Origin of the sequence: Pseudobacteriovorax antillogorgiicola (genome assembly GCF_900177345.1) — a bacterium.
GTDB lineage: Bacteria > Bdellovibrionota_B > Oligoflexia > Oligoflexales > Oligoflexaceae > Pseudobacteriovorax > Pseudobacteriovorax antillogorgiicola.
On the sequence record NZ_FWZT01000005.1, the window covers coordinates 151,125 to 165,534 of the forward strand.

Here is a 14,410-nt window from a genome sequence, read left to right on the forward strand (position 1 = left end):
TAGGGAAAGCGTTTGCAGAAAAATAGATCCAGAATAGAAAGGCAAATCCATGTCACTTAAATACGTAGGATTGGGACTGTTGCTGCTACCAAGCGTCATGGCTCATGGGGAGCAAGATGTCGAGCGCATGTCGATTATCGGAAGTCGCGACGATCTGAAGCAACAGGCGGGCTCCGCTCACCGGCTCGATGACAAGGATCTTGAGACCTTTTCCCATACAGATATCCACAGGATTCTAAAGCAAGTACCCGGTGTCAACATTCAGGAAGAAGATGGCTTGGGGCTACGCCCGAACATTGGGTTGCGTGGTGCTCACCCCCACCGGAGCCGTAAGGTCACCCTTATGGAAGACGGAATCTTGATCGGCCCTGCTCCCTACTCTGCACCAGCAGCCTATTACTTTCCGATGATGACGAGGGCCTATGGCGTAGAGGTTTTTAAAGGACCCAGCGCTGTCCGTTTCGGACCGAACTCCATCGGCGGTGCTATCAATATCATGACAAGACCTCTGCCCAACGACTTGGAGTATGGGATCCAGAGCGAGATCGGCTCTTATGGTTTTCAGAAGGTTCATGGTTACCTAGGGCAAGCCCACGGCCCCATGTCCTATAGTGTAAGTGGCAGCTTCGTGGCTGGTGATGGCTTCAAGGAGCTACCCTACGACAGCGATGAAGGCTTTAAGAAAGATGACATCATGCTGAAACTGGGCTATCAAATCACGAACAAACACGCTATCCGATTTAAGGGTATCCGTGCTCATGAAACCTCGTTCGAAACCTATCTTGGTCTCACCGAAGCAGACTTTAAAAGTAACCCGTATCAACGCTATGCTGCCAGTGCCGAAGACAAGATGGTCTGGCATCGGGATCAGGCGATGCTTACTTACCAGTTCAGCGGTGATAGCCTCGACGCCCAAGTGAACGTGTACAAGCATTGGTTTCAGCGAAATTGGGCCAAGTTCAATGGGTTTACAGACAGCTCTGTGGACCCTAGGACAGTTCTAAACGAACCCATCGGCTCAAATTTGCGATTCTATCAAGTTATTAACGGTGAAGAGGATAGCATCGCTCTTGACGACGGAATTGTTATCGGCTCTAACCGTCGCACCTATTTGGTTGAAGGGGTACAAGGAAATCTAGAGTGGGAACTTCCTAGCCTCGGTGATCGAGCTGTTGTGAAACTAGGACTCCGTCACCACCAGGACTTGATCGAGCGTGATCACACTGAAGAGGATTACTTGATGACTGGCGGGCGCTTGGTTCGCCAGGAGAGCAGCCCCCAGCGGGAAACAAACCAGCTGCACGATAAATCTATTGCCAATAGCTTTTACGGGCAGTGGGATCAATATTGGTCTCAATGGAAGTGGAGCTTAGGGATGCGCCACGAGCAAGTCCGAACAACTCGCAATGATCGCCTCTCACCCAGTACCTCAGAAATTAGCAACGAGGACTCAATCACCACTTTTGGCCTCGGTACCTTCTATCAATTTAACGAAAATCTAGGATTTCTAGTGGGCGTCAATCAAGGGGTTACCCTAGTTGGCCCTGGGCAAGCTGATAGTATCAAACCAGAGGAAGCGCTGAACTACGAAGCTGGGTTTCGCGCCCAGTGGGATAAGCAAGAGGTCAATCTCGTCGCCTTTTACTCAGATTACAGCAACATCAAGGGCACATGTAGCTTTTCTTCAGGCTGCCAAGATTCTCAGATTGACACGGAATTTAACGGCGGCGAAGCCGTCATACAAGGTCTGGAACTTGATGCAGGATCCCGCTGGCAGCTTGGTTCCTATCTAGTGCGTAGTAAGCTAGCATACACCTACACGGACGGCTATTTTACAGAAGCAAGTGAATCGGATAATCCAGAGTGGGGCGTGGGTTTGATTCAGCCTAATGATCCACTTCCCTATATGGCTAAACATATGGCCCACCTTTCCATGGGACTAAGCTGGAATCGCTGGGAGTGGGACCTATCTTATCACTATAAGAGTTCCATGTATGACCAAACCGTTGCTGACTCACGATATGAGATCCCAGCCTACAGCGTGCTTGATTTTGCAACGCGATGGCACCTTACTGAGCAGCAGTCTGTAGCCTTCAAAATCGATAATCTGCTTGATGAAACCTATTTGGTATCCTTAAGGCCGTATGGACAAAGACCTGGGAAGCCTCAGACATTTATGATTGGCTATCAGTGGGACAATATGTAATCGTTTTCCGGGAGCTGGATGCAGCTCCTTTTGTATCCTGCCGAAACTTTAGATTCATGAAGGCTTCGTTGTTCTTCAGAAACCCTCACTATTAAGGGTATGCGCCTCTTTCTAAAATTACTTCGTAATTCTAATTCTAGTCACTCAAACGTTTAAATTCGTCAATCTTCCATACAAAACTCAACTCTGCCCCAAAGTAAGGCTTATAGGCTACTTAAATCACGCTTCAAATCCAGCTTCTGTAGCAAAGGGGCCTGGCCTCGATTCTGCATCCCCTCCCCAAAAACATCCACACTACCCCCGAGGGAGTTAAACATTGTCTACAAAAACTGAATCGGTAAAAGCTGCACCGCAACCTAGAACTCAACCTAAAAATGAAAGAAGTGAGTCTTCCAAAAGCTCACTGGATCTCTGGTTGGAAAAGGGATTAGTTTTGAATTCAAGCTTAGATCATATTCGAGACACACACCTCTGCGCTGAGAAAACCCGTGGCAACATAGAAAACTTTCTAGGAGCTGTGCAAATCCCAGTTGGCCTTGCAGGACCACTTTTGTTTCAAGGCGAGTGGGCTCAAGGCTCTATATTTGCCCCATTTGCAACAACAGAAGGTGCCTTGGTAGCATCTGCGAGTCGTGGAGCAAAGGCACTTAGCGAAAGTGGTGGCGTCCACACTCGCGTCCTATCTCAGAATATGTATCGCGCTCCATCATTTGTTTGCAAAAGCTTTCTAGAGGCAAAAAAGCTCGGCGATTTCCTGGTCGATCATATAGAAGCTCTTCAGGATCAAGTCTCCAAAGTTACTCGATATGGAAAAATATTGAACATTGAACCTCATTATAATGGTCGAACTCTTCATGCTCTCATTCGATACTCCACCGGAAATGCCGCTGGACAGAACATGGTTACTATCGCTAGCGCTCAGCTTGGCAAGTGGGTGATGGAGGAAGCGCCTCGCCAGTTGGGAATCGAAATCGCTGAGTTTCATATTGAGGGTGGACTCAATGGTGATAAGAAGGTCAACTTTCTAAACTTCATTTCTGGTCGTGGTTGCCGCGTTGTTGCCGAAGTTGAATTGCCTAACATAGTGGTTGAGCAAGTCCTTAAAACAAATGCTGACGATCTCGCTCATCATTATCAGCGCGGGGCTGCCACTTGCTTGATGAATGGGGGCGTTGGTGTGAACGTTAATATCGCAAATGCCATTGCAGCAATCTTTATAGCTACAGGACAAGACGCGGCCTCTGTTCACGAAAGTAGCTTAGGTCATCTCAATTTTGAACGAACAAAAGACGGACTCTACGCTAGCCTTATGCTACCATCGCTGGCCATTGGCACCGTTGGCGGTGGAACCAGGCTACCCGGTCAAAGCGAAGCTCTCAGCATTATGGGATGTCAGGGCCAAGATGTTCGACGTCTGGCAGAAATTATTGCTGGCTACTGTCTAGGACTCGACCTTTCAACTTGGTCAGCCATTGCCAGCCACTCCTTTGTACAAGCCCATCAGACCTTGGGTCGCCGTTAGTTTTGTCAGCAGGCCAGGCACAGGCCTGCTACTTATTAGATTCCTTGCTCTTTTTGATTTGCAAGCCAATCATCCTTCGTCAGCTCCCATATTTCGATTTCGGAGTAGGAGGGATCTACTAGCTGGGCCTTTTCAGTTCTTATCTTGCGGCATCCTTGCCTGACCTTTATACGGGCGGATCTATCATTTCCAACAGCATTGTCAAAGATCATTCGCTCAAATCCAAGGGATTCGAAGCCAAACTGAGTTACAAGATTCACAGCTTCGGTCATATATCCCCGCCCCCAGTACGATCTCCCAAGCCAAAAGCCACGATTCGTAGGGCTTGCCACTCGCTTTAGTTCTATACCGCCAATCATGATATCGGGTGCGATTTTTTCACAGATAGCCCAAGACCAAACTCCTTGGCCTTGCTTTGGAATAATTTCATTCTTTAACCACTCCGTAGCTCCACCTTCTGGATAAGGCCAAGGTACCCTAGCATACAAGTGTCGAATGACCTCGTAGTCAGCGAAGTGTCGTTGGTAAGAAGGTCCATCAGCCATGACTGGTGGCCTAAGGACTAGACGTTCGGATTCTAAGTTTGGTGTATGGTCCATGCTTGTCCCAAATACGTGAGTTTCAAATGCTAGACGAACTGTACATGGTTGCGTCACCATCAGCCAGATATAGATTAAGGTTCAGGAGGCATATTGCAGTTATTAAAGCGATTACGTTGTAGGTAAGCCATAAATTCTCGATTCTTACTAAAACATTACTTACCAATCAAATAGCTGATCTTATAGCCTTTTTAAAGTCGACTAAGAGGTAGCGGACACTTTACCGATACAGTCACAATAACGAGCCACACAACTCAACCATCGAGGAACAAATGACCAGAGGCTTCAATCACGCTTTGGCATTAATAGCTGTACACAGCCATCTCATGACGGCTTGCAGCAGTGGTGGCCAATTCCTCGTTCACGATGAGCAGACCGCTGATCATAACCCTACCAGCGTCGAGAGCAGTCAAGATGCATCTTCTGGCCCTATTCGGTGATGTTAAAAGTGTTGGCGATGTTACTGAAAGCACCATCAATGAACCGATTCCCGTCGCAGGGGCATTTCTCACCTGCCAGTTTCAAGGGACGCAGACTCAAAATACAGACTCGATCGACTTAAGCTGTGAACTAAATGATCTAGATTACCAAGCCCAAGACGTGAAGGCCGACTTTTATAAGACCAGCGCTGACGGAACCATGCTTCCCCTCAACCTCGTCTCATTCGATCCGATCAACTGGCGTTGGCAACTTCGGGATAAACCCGAAAACCTTAACTTTACAACGATCATCGCCAGCATCGCCATTGATGGCCGCGGCCCCTTTATGTTTACAACCGAGCTAGACCAAAACATTCCGTTGACTGTTTTCGCAGGATACTGGCTTCCAAGCGAACCCAATAACAATGCTGGGATGGAATCTTGCACCGAGATGGTCACTGCCCAAGGGCAAGAGAACCATATCAACTTCACTGGATTGAATAGTGGACCAATAGAGAAGCTTAATGATGTCCCTTGTGGGATTCAACGCAATTTCCTCTGCCGAAGCTTATCCTTGGAACCAGGTGTTAGCAAGTGGCTCTTCACTGCTGAAGCAGGCACCTTCGATACTTACAAAACAGCTTGCCCAGAAGGCTATATCTTCTCCCAGCCAACAACTGCAGCTGAGATTGCCGAAGTCAGTGCTGTTATCGATGGTCGGAACCCTGACCTGCTTTCGGTTTGGGTATCGATTCAAAGAAATCCAGAAAACCCCGACGTTTTTGAATCGATTTTAGACTGAGGGTTGAAGAAGCAAGCCCCGCCAACCGTGACCTAAAATCGCCCACCAGCTGAATTCATCTCAAGAATATCGTCATAATTGCACAGCGATACTTTTTTATTGCAAATTTTTGCAATAATGATAGATCATAAATAGCCACCACATGAGGGTCGCTTATGTCCCTCAGCACATGGCCGAATCAATTCATAAGGAACATAGAATGCTACCAGTTACAGTACTGTCTGGCTTTTTAGGTGCAGGCAAGACAACTGTCCTTAACCACATACTTCATCATAACCATGGCTACAAAGTCGCTGTGATCGTCAATGATATGAGTGAAGTCAATATTGATGCGGCTTTAATTGCATCTGGTGAATCAAGCCTAAGCAGAACCGAAGAATCTCTCGTAGAAATGAGCAACGGCTGTATTTGCTGCACCTTACGAGAAGACCTCCTTAAGGAAGTGCGTACCCTAGCTGAGCAAAAACGTTTTGACTACCTTCTGATTGAATCCACTGGGATCTCAGAGCCGTTACCTGTAGCTGAAACCTTTATCTTTGAAGACGAGGATGGCACGACTTTGAATAAAGTCGCTCGTCTCGATACGATGGTCACCGTTGTGGATGCCTATAACTTCCTCATCGATTATCGCGATGCACAAGATCTCATAGAAAAAGGGATGGCCTTAGACGAAACAGACGATAGAAATGTTGTTGACTTACTTATTGATCAAGTTGAATTCGCTAACGTTATACTTGTCAATAAAACGGATTTGATCAAGGAAGCAGAGCTCACAGTTCTCCTCCAGATTCTAAAAAAGCTAAACCCAGGGGCTGCTATCCACTGCATTCATCAAGGTACAGTCGACCCCAAGTATATCCTAAATACGGGCCGGTTTGACTTTGAAGAAGCTGCACAAAATCCAGGGTGGATGCAAGAAATTCGCGGCGAACATCAAGCAGAAACTGAAACTTATGGAATTTCTAGCTTTGTCTTTAGGGCCCGAGAACCATTTGTTCCTGAGATGCTCTTACAATTTGTTGAGAATGCTTGGCAATATGGAGTCGTCAGAGCCAAGGGCTTTGTATGGCTAGCAACCAGGCCTGATGAAGCATGCCTATTCTCCATTGCCAGTCGATCCTGTCAACTCAACCCTAATGGCTATTGGCTTGCCGCAAAACCCGAAGAACGGCTGATGCTCAACGAAGCCGATGCTGCAGAAGTGGATTCTATATGGCATTCAGTATATGGAGACAGGATGCAAGAGCTTGTTATCATCGGCTTGAATATGAATCATTCCGAGGTCGCTCAGGCATTAGATGCTTGTCTTGAGAAAACTACTTTGGAAACTAGCTTCCCCAGTCGTTGGCAGAATCTACCTGACCCTTTTCCAGCTTGGCACTAACTATAGTCATCAGGTTTCTCATGTACAAAGATGGACTTTTAGACCCCTTCAATATTGAGCACCATGTTTTAGATCAATTGCCTGAAGATGTAATGATCTTAAACTCTCTTGATGACATTGATTCATTTCTCTCTTCCGAAAAGGATCTAGCTTTGGGAGAGTTCTCCCAAACTGATGACTATCAGCAGATCATTCGCTTACGGATAAACGAACAAGTGGATATCGATCGAGAGTTTCAAAGCCTTGATGACCTTTATGAACGAGCACCTGGAGCTGAAAGCCTCGTGTCAATGTATGCTCCTCTACTCTTGCGTTTAGACCAAGCTATGGAATGGAAAACCAAGCGAATCACCGTTAAAGTTATCCGTGATCAGATGTGTCCTCTTTTCCATGTGGACAATTTGAAGTTGAGATTTATCGTAACACTACAAGGCCCCGGAACGCAGTGGCTCATGGGCCGCGATGTTATTCGAAAAAATCTAGGCAAGGGTGGGCGCAAGCCAATTGCCAAAAAAAACTGCTACCTTCAACAAATTCAAACGGGGCAGGTCGCACTTCTTAAAGGTCTTAAATTTCCAGGTTCGAAAGGCCTTGTCCATCGATCTCCGAGCATTAGCCCAGTTTCAGATACCCCCCGTTTGTTTTTGCGAGTCGACTTTATCGACTAGCGATAGAATGGATTGGTCCTTCCGGAATTGTGATATGTGGCACCCACTCTAGACTGAAGTCGAAAGCCTCCTGCGTTAGGAGTCTTGGCTTAGGTACGATCAGCTGAGTCGCACTCGGTTGAATTTTCAGTTTTGATCGAGAATTCTGAGAAAATATCAGTTTTCCATCGATCAAAGGTTGGACTTTGAAAAGCTGGTGGTTTTCCATCCAAAATTTGCACTCAACTGAGGTTCTGAATGCACCTCACGACTTCCAATGACTTTAGGATGGCTGAATATTCCCTTGTTTTATAGGCTCACGTGAGTCCGTAGATCACCACAGCTTCTTTGCAAAGTCATAGCTGAGGCTCATCCTTGAATCCTCGAAATCTTGGGTAATTCTATAAAACTGGTGCTGTTCATGCTGGTGAGGGACATCGATTTTTGAAACCCTTCCTTCCTCATCAATCAATCATGCTCTTAATTGTAGTCAGTGTATTTGTTTAACCTGTTGGAGGTGCTCATGACTGGACTTGGAATTATTCTTTTGGTCTTCCTATTGTTTGTAAAGAAAGTGGAAAATGAATTAGCTCTTAAACAGCTCTACAGAGCATGGTATATCGGGCTCGCCTATTGGTTCAGCATAATAATAGCTGGGCTATATCTAGGGAGTGAAGGTATAATCGATCGTGGCAACCTTCTGATTGCCTTTGAACTTTTCTTCAAGATTCTATCTACCAACTTTGTAATCGAAGCCTTCCGAGCTATGAGCAAGAGAGAAAAACCTCGACTACTTGTTAGCGGAATTGTTGCCGTACAAGTTCTAGATATTGTCCTTATTTTCATTTCTATGTTTATGAAGTAGGAAAGTTGAATAAACTCCAGGAAGATATGGAGTTTATGGAGGAGCTGACCTATGAATAGAAATCAGTAAGTTCTTTTGGGCTGAGGTGATCACTAAGTCAAATTTCTTTACAAGTCTCAATGGACTCAATTTTTGATGTCAGATCATCAACAGTTGCTTGGTCTATCAAACCGCTGTTCAAATCACTTTGTAAAGCTGCAGCTAGAGCAACCATAGACTCACAGAATTCAAGTTTCGCTTCTAGTACGGCGTACTCTCCGAACTGGCCTATGAGTTTTTCTTCCAGCCGAGATACCCGCTCCATACTTTCTTCAGCCTTTTCTTTCGACTGAAGATCTTGGCCAGGGTTACTAGGTATAGAGTCAGCAATCTCGATAACTGCCTGCTTGTCTTGCTCGACAGCTATGATCTCGTCGCTAGCTGTGTTGCTAGCCTCACCAGAATTTGTCCCTGCTGAGCTGGAGGGTTGCTTGGCACCTGCATCAGCTTCCCCATCTTGTGCTTCTGCCGCTTCTGGGTTTGATTTGGAATCACTGTCGGAATCTTTGCTAAGATCTACTGTACATGCCGAAAATACTAAGAAGGGAACACAAAATCGAATCATTGTTAATTTTGCCACGACTGAAGCCTCTGTAGTTATATAGGACCGAGTTTGGATCGATATCGGCTTAGACTTTAGGAAACATTAGGGTTGACATCTCTAGATTATAAACCCCTGATTTCATGATAGAAAAAAGGGGCTCTGGGGCCCGGTTTTCAAGAAGGCGTGCATGTTAGCTGCCAAGAGGATTACAATTGCCTATAAGTTTAAAGCTCCGGGTCTGCTCCAGCATTTAAAAGCAGTTTAACCATATCCTCATACCCGTAACTTTTTGCAACGGCATATGGAGTGTTTCTCCAGCTAGCATTAACAATATTAACTTGAGCCCCCAGATCTATAAATAGTTTAGCAAGCTCTAGCTCATTAGACCTAGCTGCTTCAAAAAGTGCTGTATTTCCATAGGCTGAAACCGCTCTCGCATCAGCCCCAAGAGCTACAAGATCTTCGATTATATCTAATTTTTCTTGGTAGTCAGGACGCCATCGCGATAAATTATTCATAATACAAGTTAAGAAGTCGCGACCAATGTAATCGACTGCTTTGATATCGAACTGCCCTTGATTCATCATAAATCGAATCAGTTCAACACTTTTATAATTCATGGCCTCATGGAGTGGTGAGAAACCACTATTTACTACAAACTGGGCTCCCTTTCCTAAGAGATATCCAGCAACAGCTAGGTCATTAGTATAGTATAGAGGGTTCCCTTGGTATTCTGAGTAAACCCATTCACCTTGATTGTTCTGAATGGCTGGACCTTTACCTCTTTTTGATTCAATATCAGCACCAGCCTCGACTAGAATTTTAACCTGTTCAAGGTTATTGTTACGAGCTGCAATATGAAGAGCAGTAGCACCGTTAAATGCGTATCTATCTTCCACTTCTTTCCTAGCTTCTATATCTAATCCGATTCCGAGAAAACTAAGTAGCTGCGCCGGACTTAACAATTCAATGATGTAGGGCAGGCTATCTCTTGAAACCAAACTCTTTTTGATGAGGGTTTGTTCAAAGCCATTCTTGATCGCTAACGTCAAGGCTGACTCCCCTAACAAAGATCTGGCACCTCCTGTTGCACCGGCTTCAGACAGCATCCCAATAAGCTTATGGTGCTTCAAGTGGACGGCATAGTTTAAGACATCGTTGCCAAAGCGATTGCGAAGATTTACATCAGCTCCTGCATTTAATAGCAGTTGTGCTGATTTCGTATATCTATTCATAACAGCGAACATAAGAGCTGAGAAACCATCAGTTGTTTGTGAATTAACATCAAAATCACCTTGACTAAGGAGAGATCTTATACGATTCGTATCTCCGAATAGTGCGGCTTGCATAAGTGAATTAAGCCCTGCATTGCCTTGCTGATCTTCAATGTAAGTACAACTTAGATCTAAGGCAGTAGACTCTTCTTCATCAAAATACTCAGGAATGTAGTTATATAGGTCTGCAAGAAGATACCCTTGGTATTGTCTGCCACTCACCCTTTGTAAATCTATGAAAGCTCCCAAAGCATCCCAATCGTTTTGGACATCCTGCTGATAGGTACTAGCAAATGGCTCCCATTGGAAGTCGTCTGTATAGCCAGTGAAAATGAACATTTTGCCTTCACTATCGTAGGACACTAGAGTGTGATTTTTATGATCCATTTTGATAATGCTCATTCTAGGACTTAGAAAGTTGGAGCCATCACCTTCTAGCAACTTATCAACACCTAGTTGACAGTCAAAAACTATCGGATGGGCTTCAATATCTGCAACATCGTGGACCCTATCGGGAAACACATCAATGTCTAGTGTTTTATTAACACCTCCATGCCCATTATTGGCAACAAAGACAAAGGGGAGTAGAGCCCATACAGGCTTTAAACTAAATTTCATCATTTCTCCTTTTATTTTTACAAAAACTCCCGCCATAGTCTTCTTGGGGGGAGAGCTTTCAAAAGCAGGTTGGAGACCTTAACTCATTTTGATCGAAAGTTTTGCAAGGAATCTATTTTTTCACCGAATTTTGTACACCAGAGCAGAACATCCCATTTAGATTTAGCATCAAAGTTAGCCTACTTCATTACTGACATAATTGTCCTACCCTCTTTGGAGAATTTTAGCTAATTTTGCCAACGGATGAGCCACTTTTCTTAGAAAAATTTAGTTTTCAAACCTCCTATTTCTTTTACAAGACAGAGGTTTTTATTAGATACTTAACGGACGTCCCTATAGTTCTAACAAAGGAGTGCCATCATGCTAAAGTTAATAGTCTATCCTAAAGGCCCCGACCCGAAACTCATAAATCCAAGCCCTTTTTGTGCTAAAAGCGAAGTATTTCTCCGAATGGCTCACGTGGAGCACAAGATTGAGGAATTCGCAGGCAATCCTGCAAAGTTTGCCAAGAAGAAGCTTCCGGTCTTAGAAATCAAGCCTGGTGAGTATATCTGCGACTCATACTTCATCCAGAAGTATCTGGAAAACCAATTTTCGGCCAAGCTCGATCAACACCTATCCCCTGACATGCACGCTGAGGGATTCGCCTTTACTAAGATGCTAGAGGAGTTTTTCTACTGGGCTCTCCTTCACGAACGGTGGTTTATCGACGAAAATTGGGTGAAGCTCCGAGACTCATACTTTGGCCATATTCCGGCAATCCTTCGAAAATTTCTCGCTGGCATGATCCGCAAATCCAGTTTCAAATCTGCTTGGGGCCATGGAATGAGTCGCCATAGCGATCAGGATATATTAAGTCTTGGGTCCGAATGTCTCAAGCACTTGGCACATTACCTGGGCCAAAAGCCTTACATTCTGGGAGATCAAGTAAGTAGCTACGATGCAACAAGCTATGCATTTATCGCTAGTGTGCTTCACTCTCATCTGGGCCCTGAGCTACGCAAGTCTGCTGAGTCTTACCATTATCTTCGAGATTACGATCAGCGGATGTATCAGCGCGTATTTGAAGGTCAGTCAGCCACTCAAGAGGAGCCATCGCGGCGTCAAGCCAAGTCTTGAAAGGTGACTTATTGCACCAATCCAATAAGACCTCTTCTAAGAGAGAATTAGAGAGTCACGAACTCTTGCTAGTCTGGGTTTTCCTAGAACTTTCCAAGGTAGACCTACCAATTGGAAAGGCTAAGCTTCCAAGCCTAATCCTGGGCATCTCTCTTGCATAACTATTGATGCAAGGAAAGGAGGTGATCATATGAAGCAACTATGGAATCAGAAATTGCTCATCATGTTGACTGTCACGGTGATGATCAATCCACTTCTCCTCAGTAAATCAATAGCAGGACCTGGTCGCAGTGGATTGCGCATGTACGAGCCAGCGTCAGAGATCAAGGTGCATGGTGTTATACAAGACATTGTGTATAGACCGTCCAAGTATCGCCCAGGTACCGGAATGCACCTCAGGCTGCTAGTGAATGGCAAGGAGTGGTTTGTCCACCTTGGCCCCAAAGCATTTTTCGAAGAGAGTGAAATGCAGCTAGCAGTGGGGGACAAAGCCTTAGTAACCGGCGCTGTCAGTCAGCAAAACGGGAAGCAATTCCTTATCGCCCGCGAGATTCAGAAGCAAGGGCAAGCTCTAATCATCAGGGATGAGATGGGCCGATCGCACTTCCGCAGGCGCTAGAAACTTTTTCTATCGGTAAGAATTCGAATGGCTTACATGGAGTTCCCTGTAAGCCACTTTCGATCCTACTAGCCAAATCCTACTAGGAGAAAGAAATATCAATTGATCTACAAGATAACTCTCACAGATAATTTTTATCATTAAATGCCATAGATTATAGAAAGATCACGGGATGCAGCCTAAAGATCTCTGGTTAGGCCCTTCAGATAGCACAGAATATTGACTTGTCTTCCCAGGGTTATCATTAGCAAGAAGAGAAACCCTCAGCGAAACCTCAATTCGAAGATATCTTAGCCGATCTCAGCCTAGTCTTTGATGCTTGATGAACCAATGAGGATATCATGAAAAAAGGAATTATAATACCAGCCCTGGTCTCAATGATGGGCCTTGTGTCTTGTGGAGACTCCTCCGACGATAGCAGTGGCGATAGCGCCTCCACCCGAACCACCACCGGTACTGTAGAAGCATCCACTGTTTCTGACCTTGGTTTGACTGGTGCCTTAAGTCTGGACCTACCGGACGCCCTCGAAGATACGTCCTCTTCACTCCGGCTACAAGGCAGCAAATCCATGGAAGCCTGTTTAATGCGGGCTAGTGCTAAGCAATTGATTACCCAGATTCAAATGGCTGCGAGTACCTTATGTCACGTGGAAGCCGAGGGCTCGACAATTCCTTGGAATACAGCTGTAATCCTAGACTTCAGTTCCCTGGAAGCTGCGGCCCTAACGAAGCGAGCAGCTCTTCAAGGAGACACTCCTCCTGATCTAGGCGATCTTCCTGAAGGCGGTGAAATCGGAGAAGAAGGCGCTCCCACGGGTGCTGGTGGAGACGATTTCTCAATGCCTATGCTAGGTATCTATACGGACGATACTGATGGTGACAACGTCTCCATCTACATCTGTGAAGGAGAGGATGAAAGCAGCATGACGCTAGTTCAGTCTTTCACCATCACGGGATCAAAGACGGTTACTAATGCAGCTGGCGAATCAGTAAAAGCCAGCAAGGGTACCATGCACATGGGTATGTCGGATGACACATTTGGTACCTTCAAGGGTGCGATTGCTTACGACAACAATTTCACAGTGACAGACACCAATAGCATGAGCATGGAAGTTAAGTTTGAATTCGATGGTTTCTCATTCGCGCAGAAGTTTGGCTTCGACGAAAATAGCAGCATTTCGACAGTGTCCATCTCTGAAACTGGCACCATGGATTTTGGTGATGGCGATCCGTTCACCTTTAAGAATGCTGGAATCGGTGCATTTGATGCCGACAATGGTCACGTGTTCTACTCCTACGAAGGCTTCGGGGATACTTTCGCAACCCGAGCTTGTGTTGACAGCGAGAGCTACCTTGTCGATTGTACTGATACCAAGCTCCAATCTGGCGGCGCACTATATCTAACAACCGACGACGTCCCCACAGTTTTAACAAGCTCCTTTACTCCAGCGGAGCCTTCTGGCTTTGACTGTAGCGCACAAACCTGGACAACTGTGACACCTGCTACTGACGACGCAACAATCGCTGCACACGAAGCCTGTGATGAAGACCTCATTTCAAGTATCAGCGAAGACGATAGTATGTCTGCCTGCTTTACAGGATATGCCCAAAGCGATGAACCAGCGACAATCGTTTTTGAAGAAGAAGAATCTTCAGGCCCTGCTGTGGAAGTGGAAGCACCAACTGCAGAATAATGATAGACAATCACTGAGCGCTTAGTTAGCTAAGGCTAGGCGAATCCAAGGCCTGCTCA

General features: G+C 45.6%; 12 protein-coding genes. 9 read left to right on the forward strand and 3 right to left on the reverse strand.

Annotation, left to right across the window (positions count from 1 at the left end):
• Nucleotides 1–49: 49 nt before the first annotated feature.
• Together B9N89_RS08490 and B9N89_RS08495 are read left to right on the forward strand one after the other, a co-directional pair.
• Nucleotides 50–2,206 (forward strand): TonB-dependent receptor family protein, encoded by a 2,157-nt coding sequence (locus tag B9N89_RS08490; RefSeq protein ID WP_132317405.1) that lies wholly within the window; start codon nt 50–52, stop codon nt 2,204–2,206.
• Between the two features lie 316 nt (nt 2,207–2,522).
• On the forward strand, nt 2,523–3,728 hold the full coding sequence (locus B9N89_RS08495) for a hydroxymethylglutaryl-CoA reductase (RefSeq protein ID WP_132317403.1): 1,206 nt from the start codon (nt 2,523–2,525) through the stop codon (nt 3,726–3,728).
• A gap of 35 nt (nt 3,729–3,763) precedes the next feature.
• Here B9N89_RS08495 and B9N89_RS08500 read toward each other — a convergent pair whose 3' ends face one another.
• The gene (locus tag B9N89_RS08500) at nt 3,764–4,327 is read right to left on the reverse strand and encodes a GNAT family N-acetyltransferase (RefSeq protein ID WP_234996081.1); all 564 of its coding nucleotides are present in this window, start codon (nt 4,325–4,327) and stop codon (nt 3,764–3,766) included.
• Nucleotides 4,328–4,693: 366 nt separating this feature from the next.
• Between B9N89_RS08500 and B9N89_RS08505 the strand changes: the two genes are divergently transcribed.
• The 4 genes from B9N89_RS08505 to B9N89_RS08520 all read left to right on the forward strand — a co-directional run bounded on the left by B9N89_RS08505 (nt 4,694) and on the right by B9N89_RS08520 (nt 8,444).
• Nucleotides 4,694–5,548: a C-type lectin-like domain-containing protein gene (locus B9N89_RS08505; RefSeq protein WP_159455240.1), complete on the forward strand. Its 855-nt coding sequence runs from the start codon at nt 4,694–4,696 to the stop codon at nt 5,546–5,548.
• A 199-nt stretch (nt 5,549–5,747) separates the two neighbouring features.
• On the forward strand, nt 5,748–6,932 hold the full coding sequence (locus B9N89_RS08510) for a GTP-binding protein (RefSeq protein WP_165931696.1): 1,185 nt from the start codon (nt 5,748–5,750) through the stop codon (nt 6,930–6,932).
• A 20-nt stretch (nt 6,933–6,952) separates the two neighbouring features.
• A complete protein-coding gene (locus tag B9N89_RS08515) occupies nt 6,953–7,600 on the forward strand; it encodes a DUF1826 domain-containing protein (RefSeq protein WP_143478146.1) in 648 nt (215 codons plus the stop codon).
• A 502-nt stretch (nt 7,601–8,102) separates the two neighbouring features.
• On the forward strand, nt 8,103–8,444 hold the full coding sequence (locus B9N89_RS08520; protein ID WP_132317395.1) for a hypothetical protein: 342 nt from the start codon (nt 8,103–8,105) through the stop codon (nt 8,442–8,444).
• A 97-nt stretch (nt 8,445–8,541) separates the two neighbouring features.
• Here B9N89_RS08520 and B9N89_RS08525 read toward each other — a convergent pair whose 3' ends face one another.
• Nucleotides 8,542–9,063 carry a hypothetical protein gene (locus B9N89_RS08525; protein WP_132317393.1) on the reverse strand — a complete coding sequence of 174 codons (522 nt, stop codon included), beginning with the start codon at nt 9,061–9,063 and terminating at the stop codon, nt 8,542–8,544.
• A 188-nt stretch (nt 9,064–9,251) separates the two neighbouring features.
• The gene (locus tag B9N89_RS08530; RefSeq protein ID WP_159455241.1) at nt 9,252–10,919 is read right to left on the reverse strand and encodes an ankyrin repeat domain-containing protein; all 1,668 of its coding nucleotides are present in this window, start codon (nt 10,917–10,919) and stop codon (nt 9,252–9,254) included.
• Nucleotides 10,920–11,279: 360 nt separating this feature from the next.
• On the opposite strand from B9N89_RS08530, the gene B9N89_RS08535 reads away from it, so the two are divergent.
• The 3 genes from B9N89_RS08535 (at nt 11,280) to B9N89_RS08545 (ending at nt 14,351) form a co-directional block, all read left to right on the forward strand.
• A complete protein-coding gene (locus tag B9N89_RS08535) occupies nt 11,280–12,038 on the forward strand; it encodes a glutathione S-transferase family protein (RefSeq protein ID WP_132317389.1) in 759 nt (252 codons plus the stop codon).
• A 190-nt stretch (nt 12,039–12,228) separates the two neighbouring features.
• Nucleotides 12,229–12,657, forward strand: a complete 429-nt coding sequence (locus tag B9N89_RS08540) for a MamS/MamX family magnetosome protein (RefSeq protein WP_132317387.1) — start codon at nt 12,229–12,231, stop codon at nt 12,655–12,657.
• A gap of 341 nt (nt 12,658–12,998) precedes the next feature.
• Entirely contained in the window at nt 12,999–14,351 is a 1,353-nt protein-coding gene (locus tag B9N89_RS08545; protein WP_132317385.1) for a hypothetical protein, read from the forward strand.
• Nucleotides 14,352–14,410: the final 59 nt, after the last annotated feature.

Bases quoted from the DNA above. Each gene is read 5' to 3' on its own strand.
- B9N89_RS08510 (WP_165931696.1), top strand. From the start codon at position 5,748: ATGCTACCAGTTACAGTACTGTCTGGCTTTTTAGGTGCAGGCAAGACA.
- B9N89_RS08515 (WP_143478146.1), top strand. From the start codon at position 6,953: ATGTACAAAGATGGACTTTTAGACCCCTTCAATATTGAGCACCATGTT.
- B9N89_RS08490 (WP_132317405.1), top strand. From the start codon at position 50: ATGTCACTTAAATACGTAGGATTGGGACTGTTGCTGCTACCAAGCGTC.
- B9N89_RS08520 (WP_132317395.1), top strand. From the start codon at position 8,103: ATGACTGGACTTGGAATTATTCTTTTGGTCTTCCTATTGTTTGTAAAG.
- B9N89_RS08505 (WP_159455240.1), top strand. From the start codon at position 4,694: ATGAGCAGACCGCTGATCATAACCCTACCAGCGTCGAGAGCAGTCAAG.
- B9N89_RS08530 (WP_159455241.1), bottom strand. From the start codon at position 10,919: ATGAAATTTAGTTTAAAGCCTGTATGGGCTCTACTCCCCTTTGTCTTT.
- B9N89_RS08500 (WP_234996081.1), bottom strand. From the start codon at position 4,327: ATGGACCATACACCAAACTTAGAATCCGAACGTCTAGTCCTTAGGCCA.
- B9N89_RS08540 (WP_132317387.1), top strand. From the start codon at position 12,229: ATGAAGCAACTATGGAATCAGAAATTGCTCATCATGTTGACTGTCACG.
- B9N89_RS08545 (WP_132317385.1), top strand. From the start codon at position 12,999: ATGAAAAAAGGAATTATAATACCAGCCCTGGTCTCAATGATGGGCCTT.
- B9N89_RS08535 (WP_132317389.1), top strand. From the start codon at position 11,280: ATGCTAAAGTTAATAGTCTATCCTAAAGGCCCCGACCCGAAACTCATA.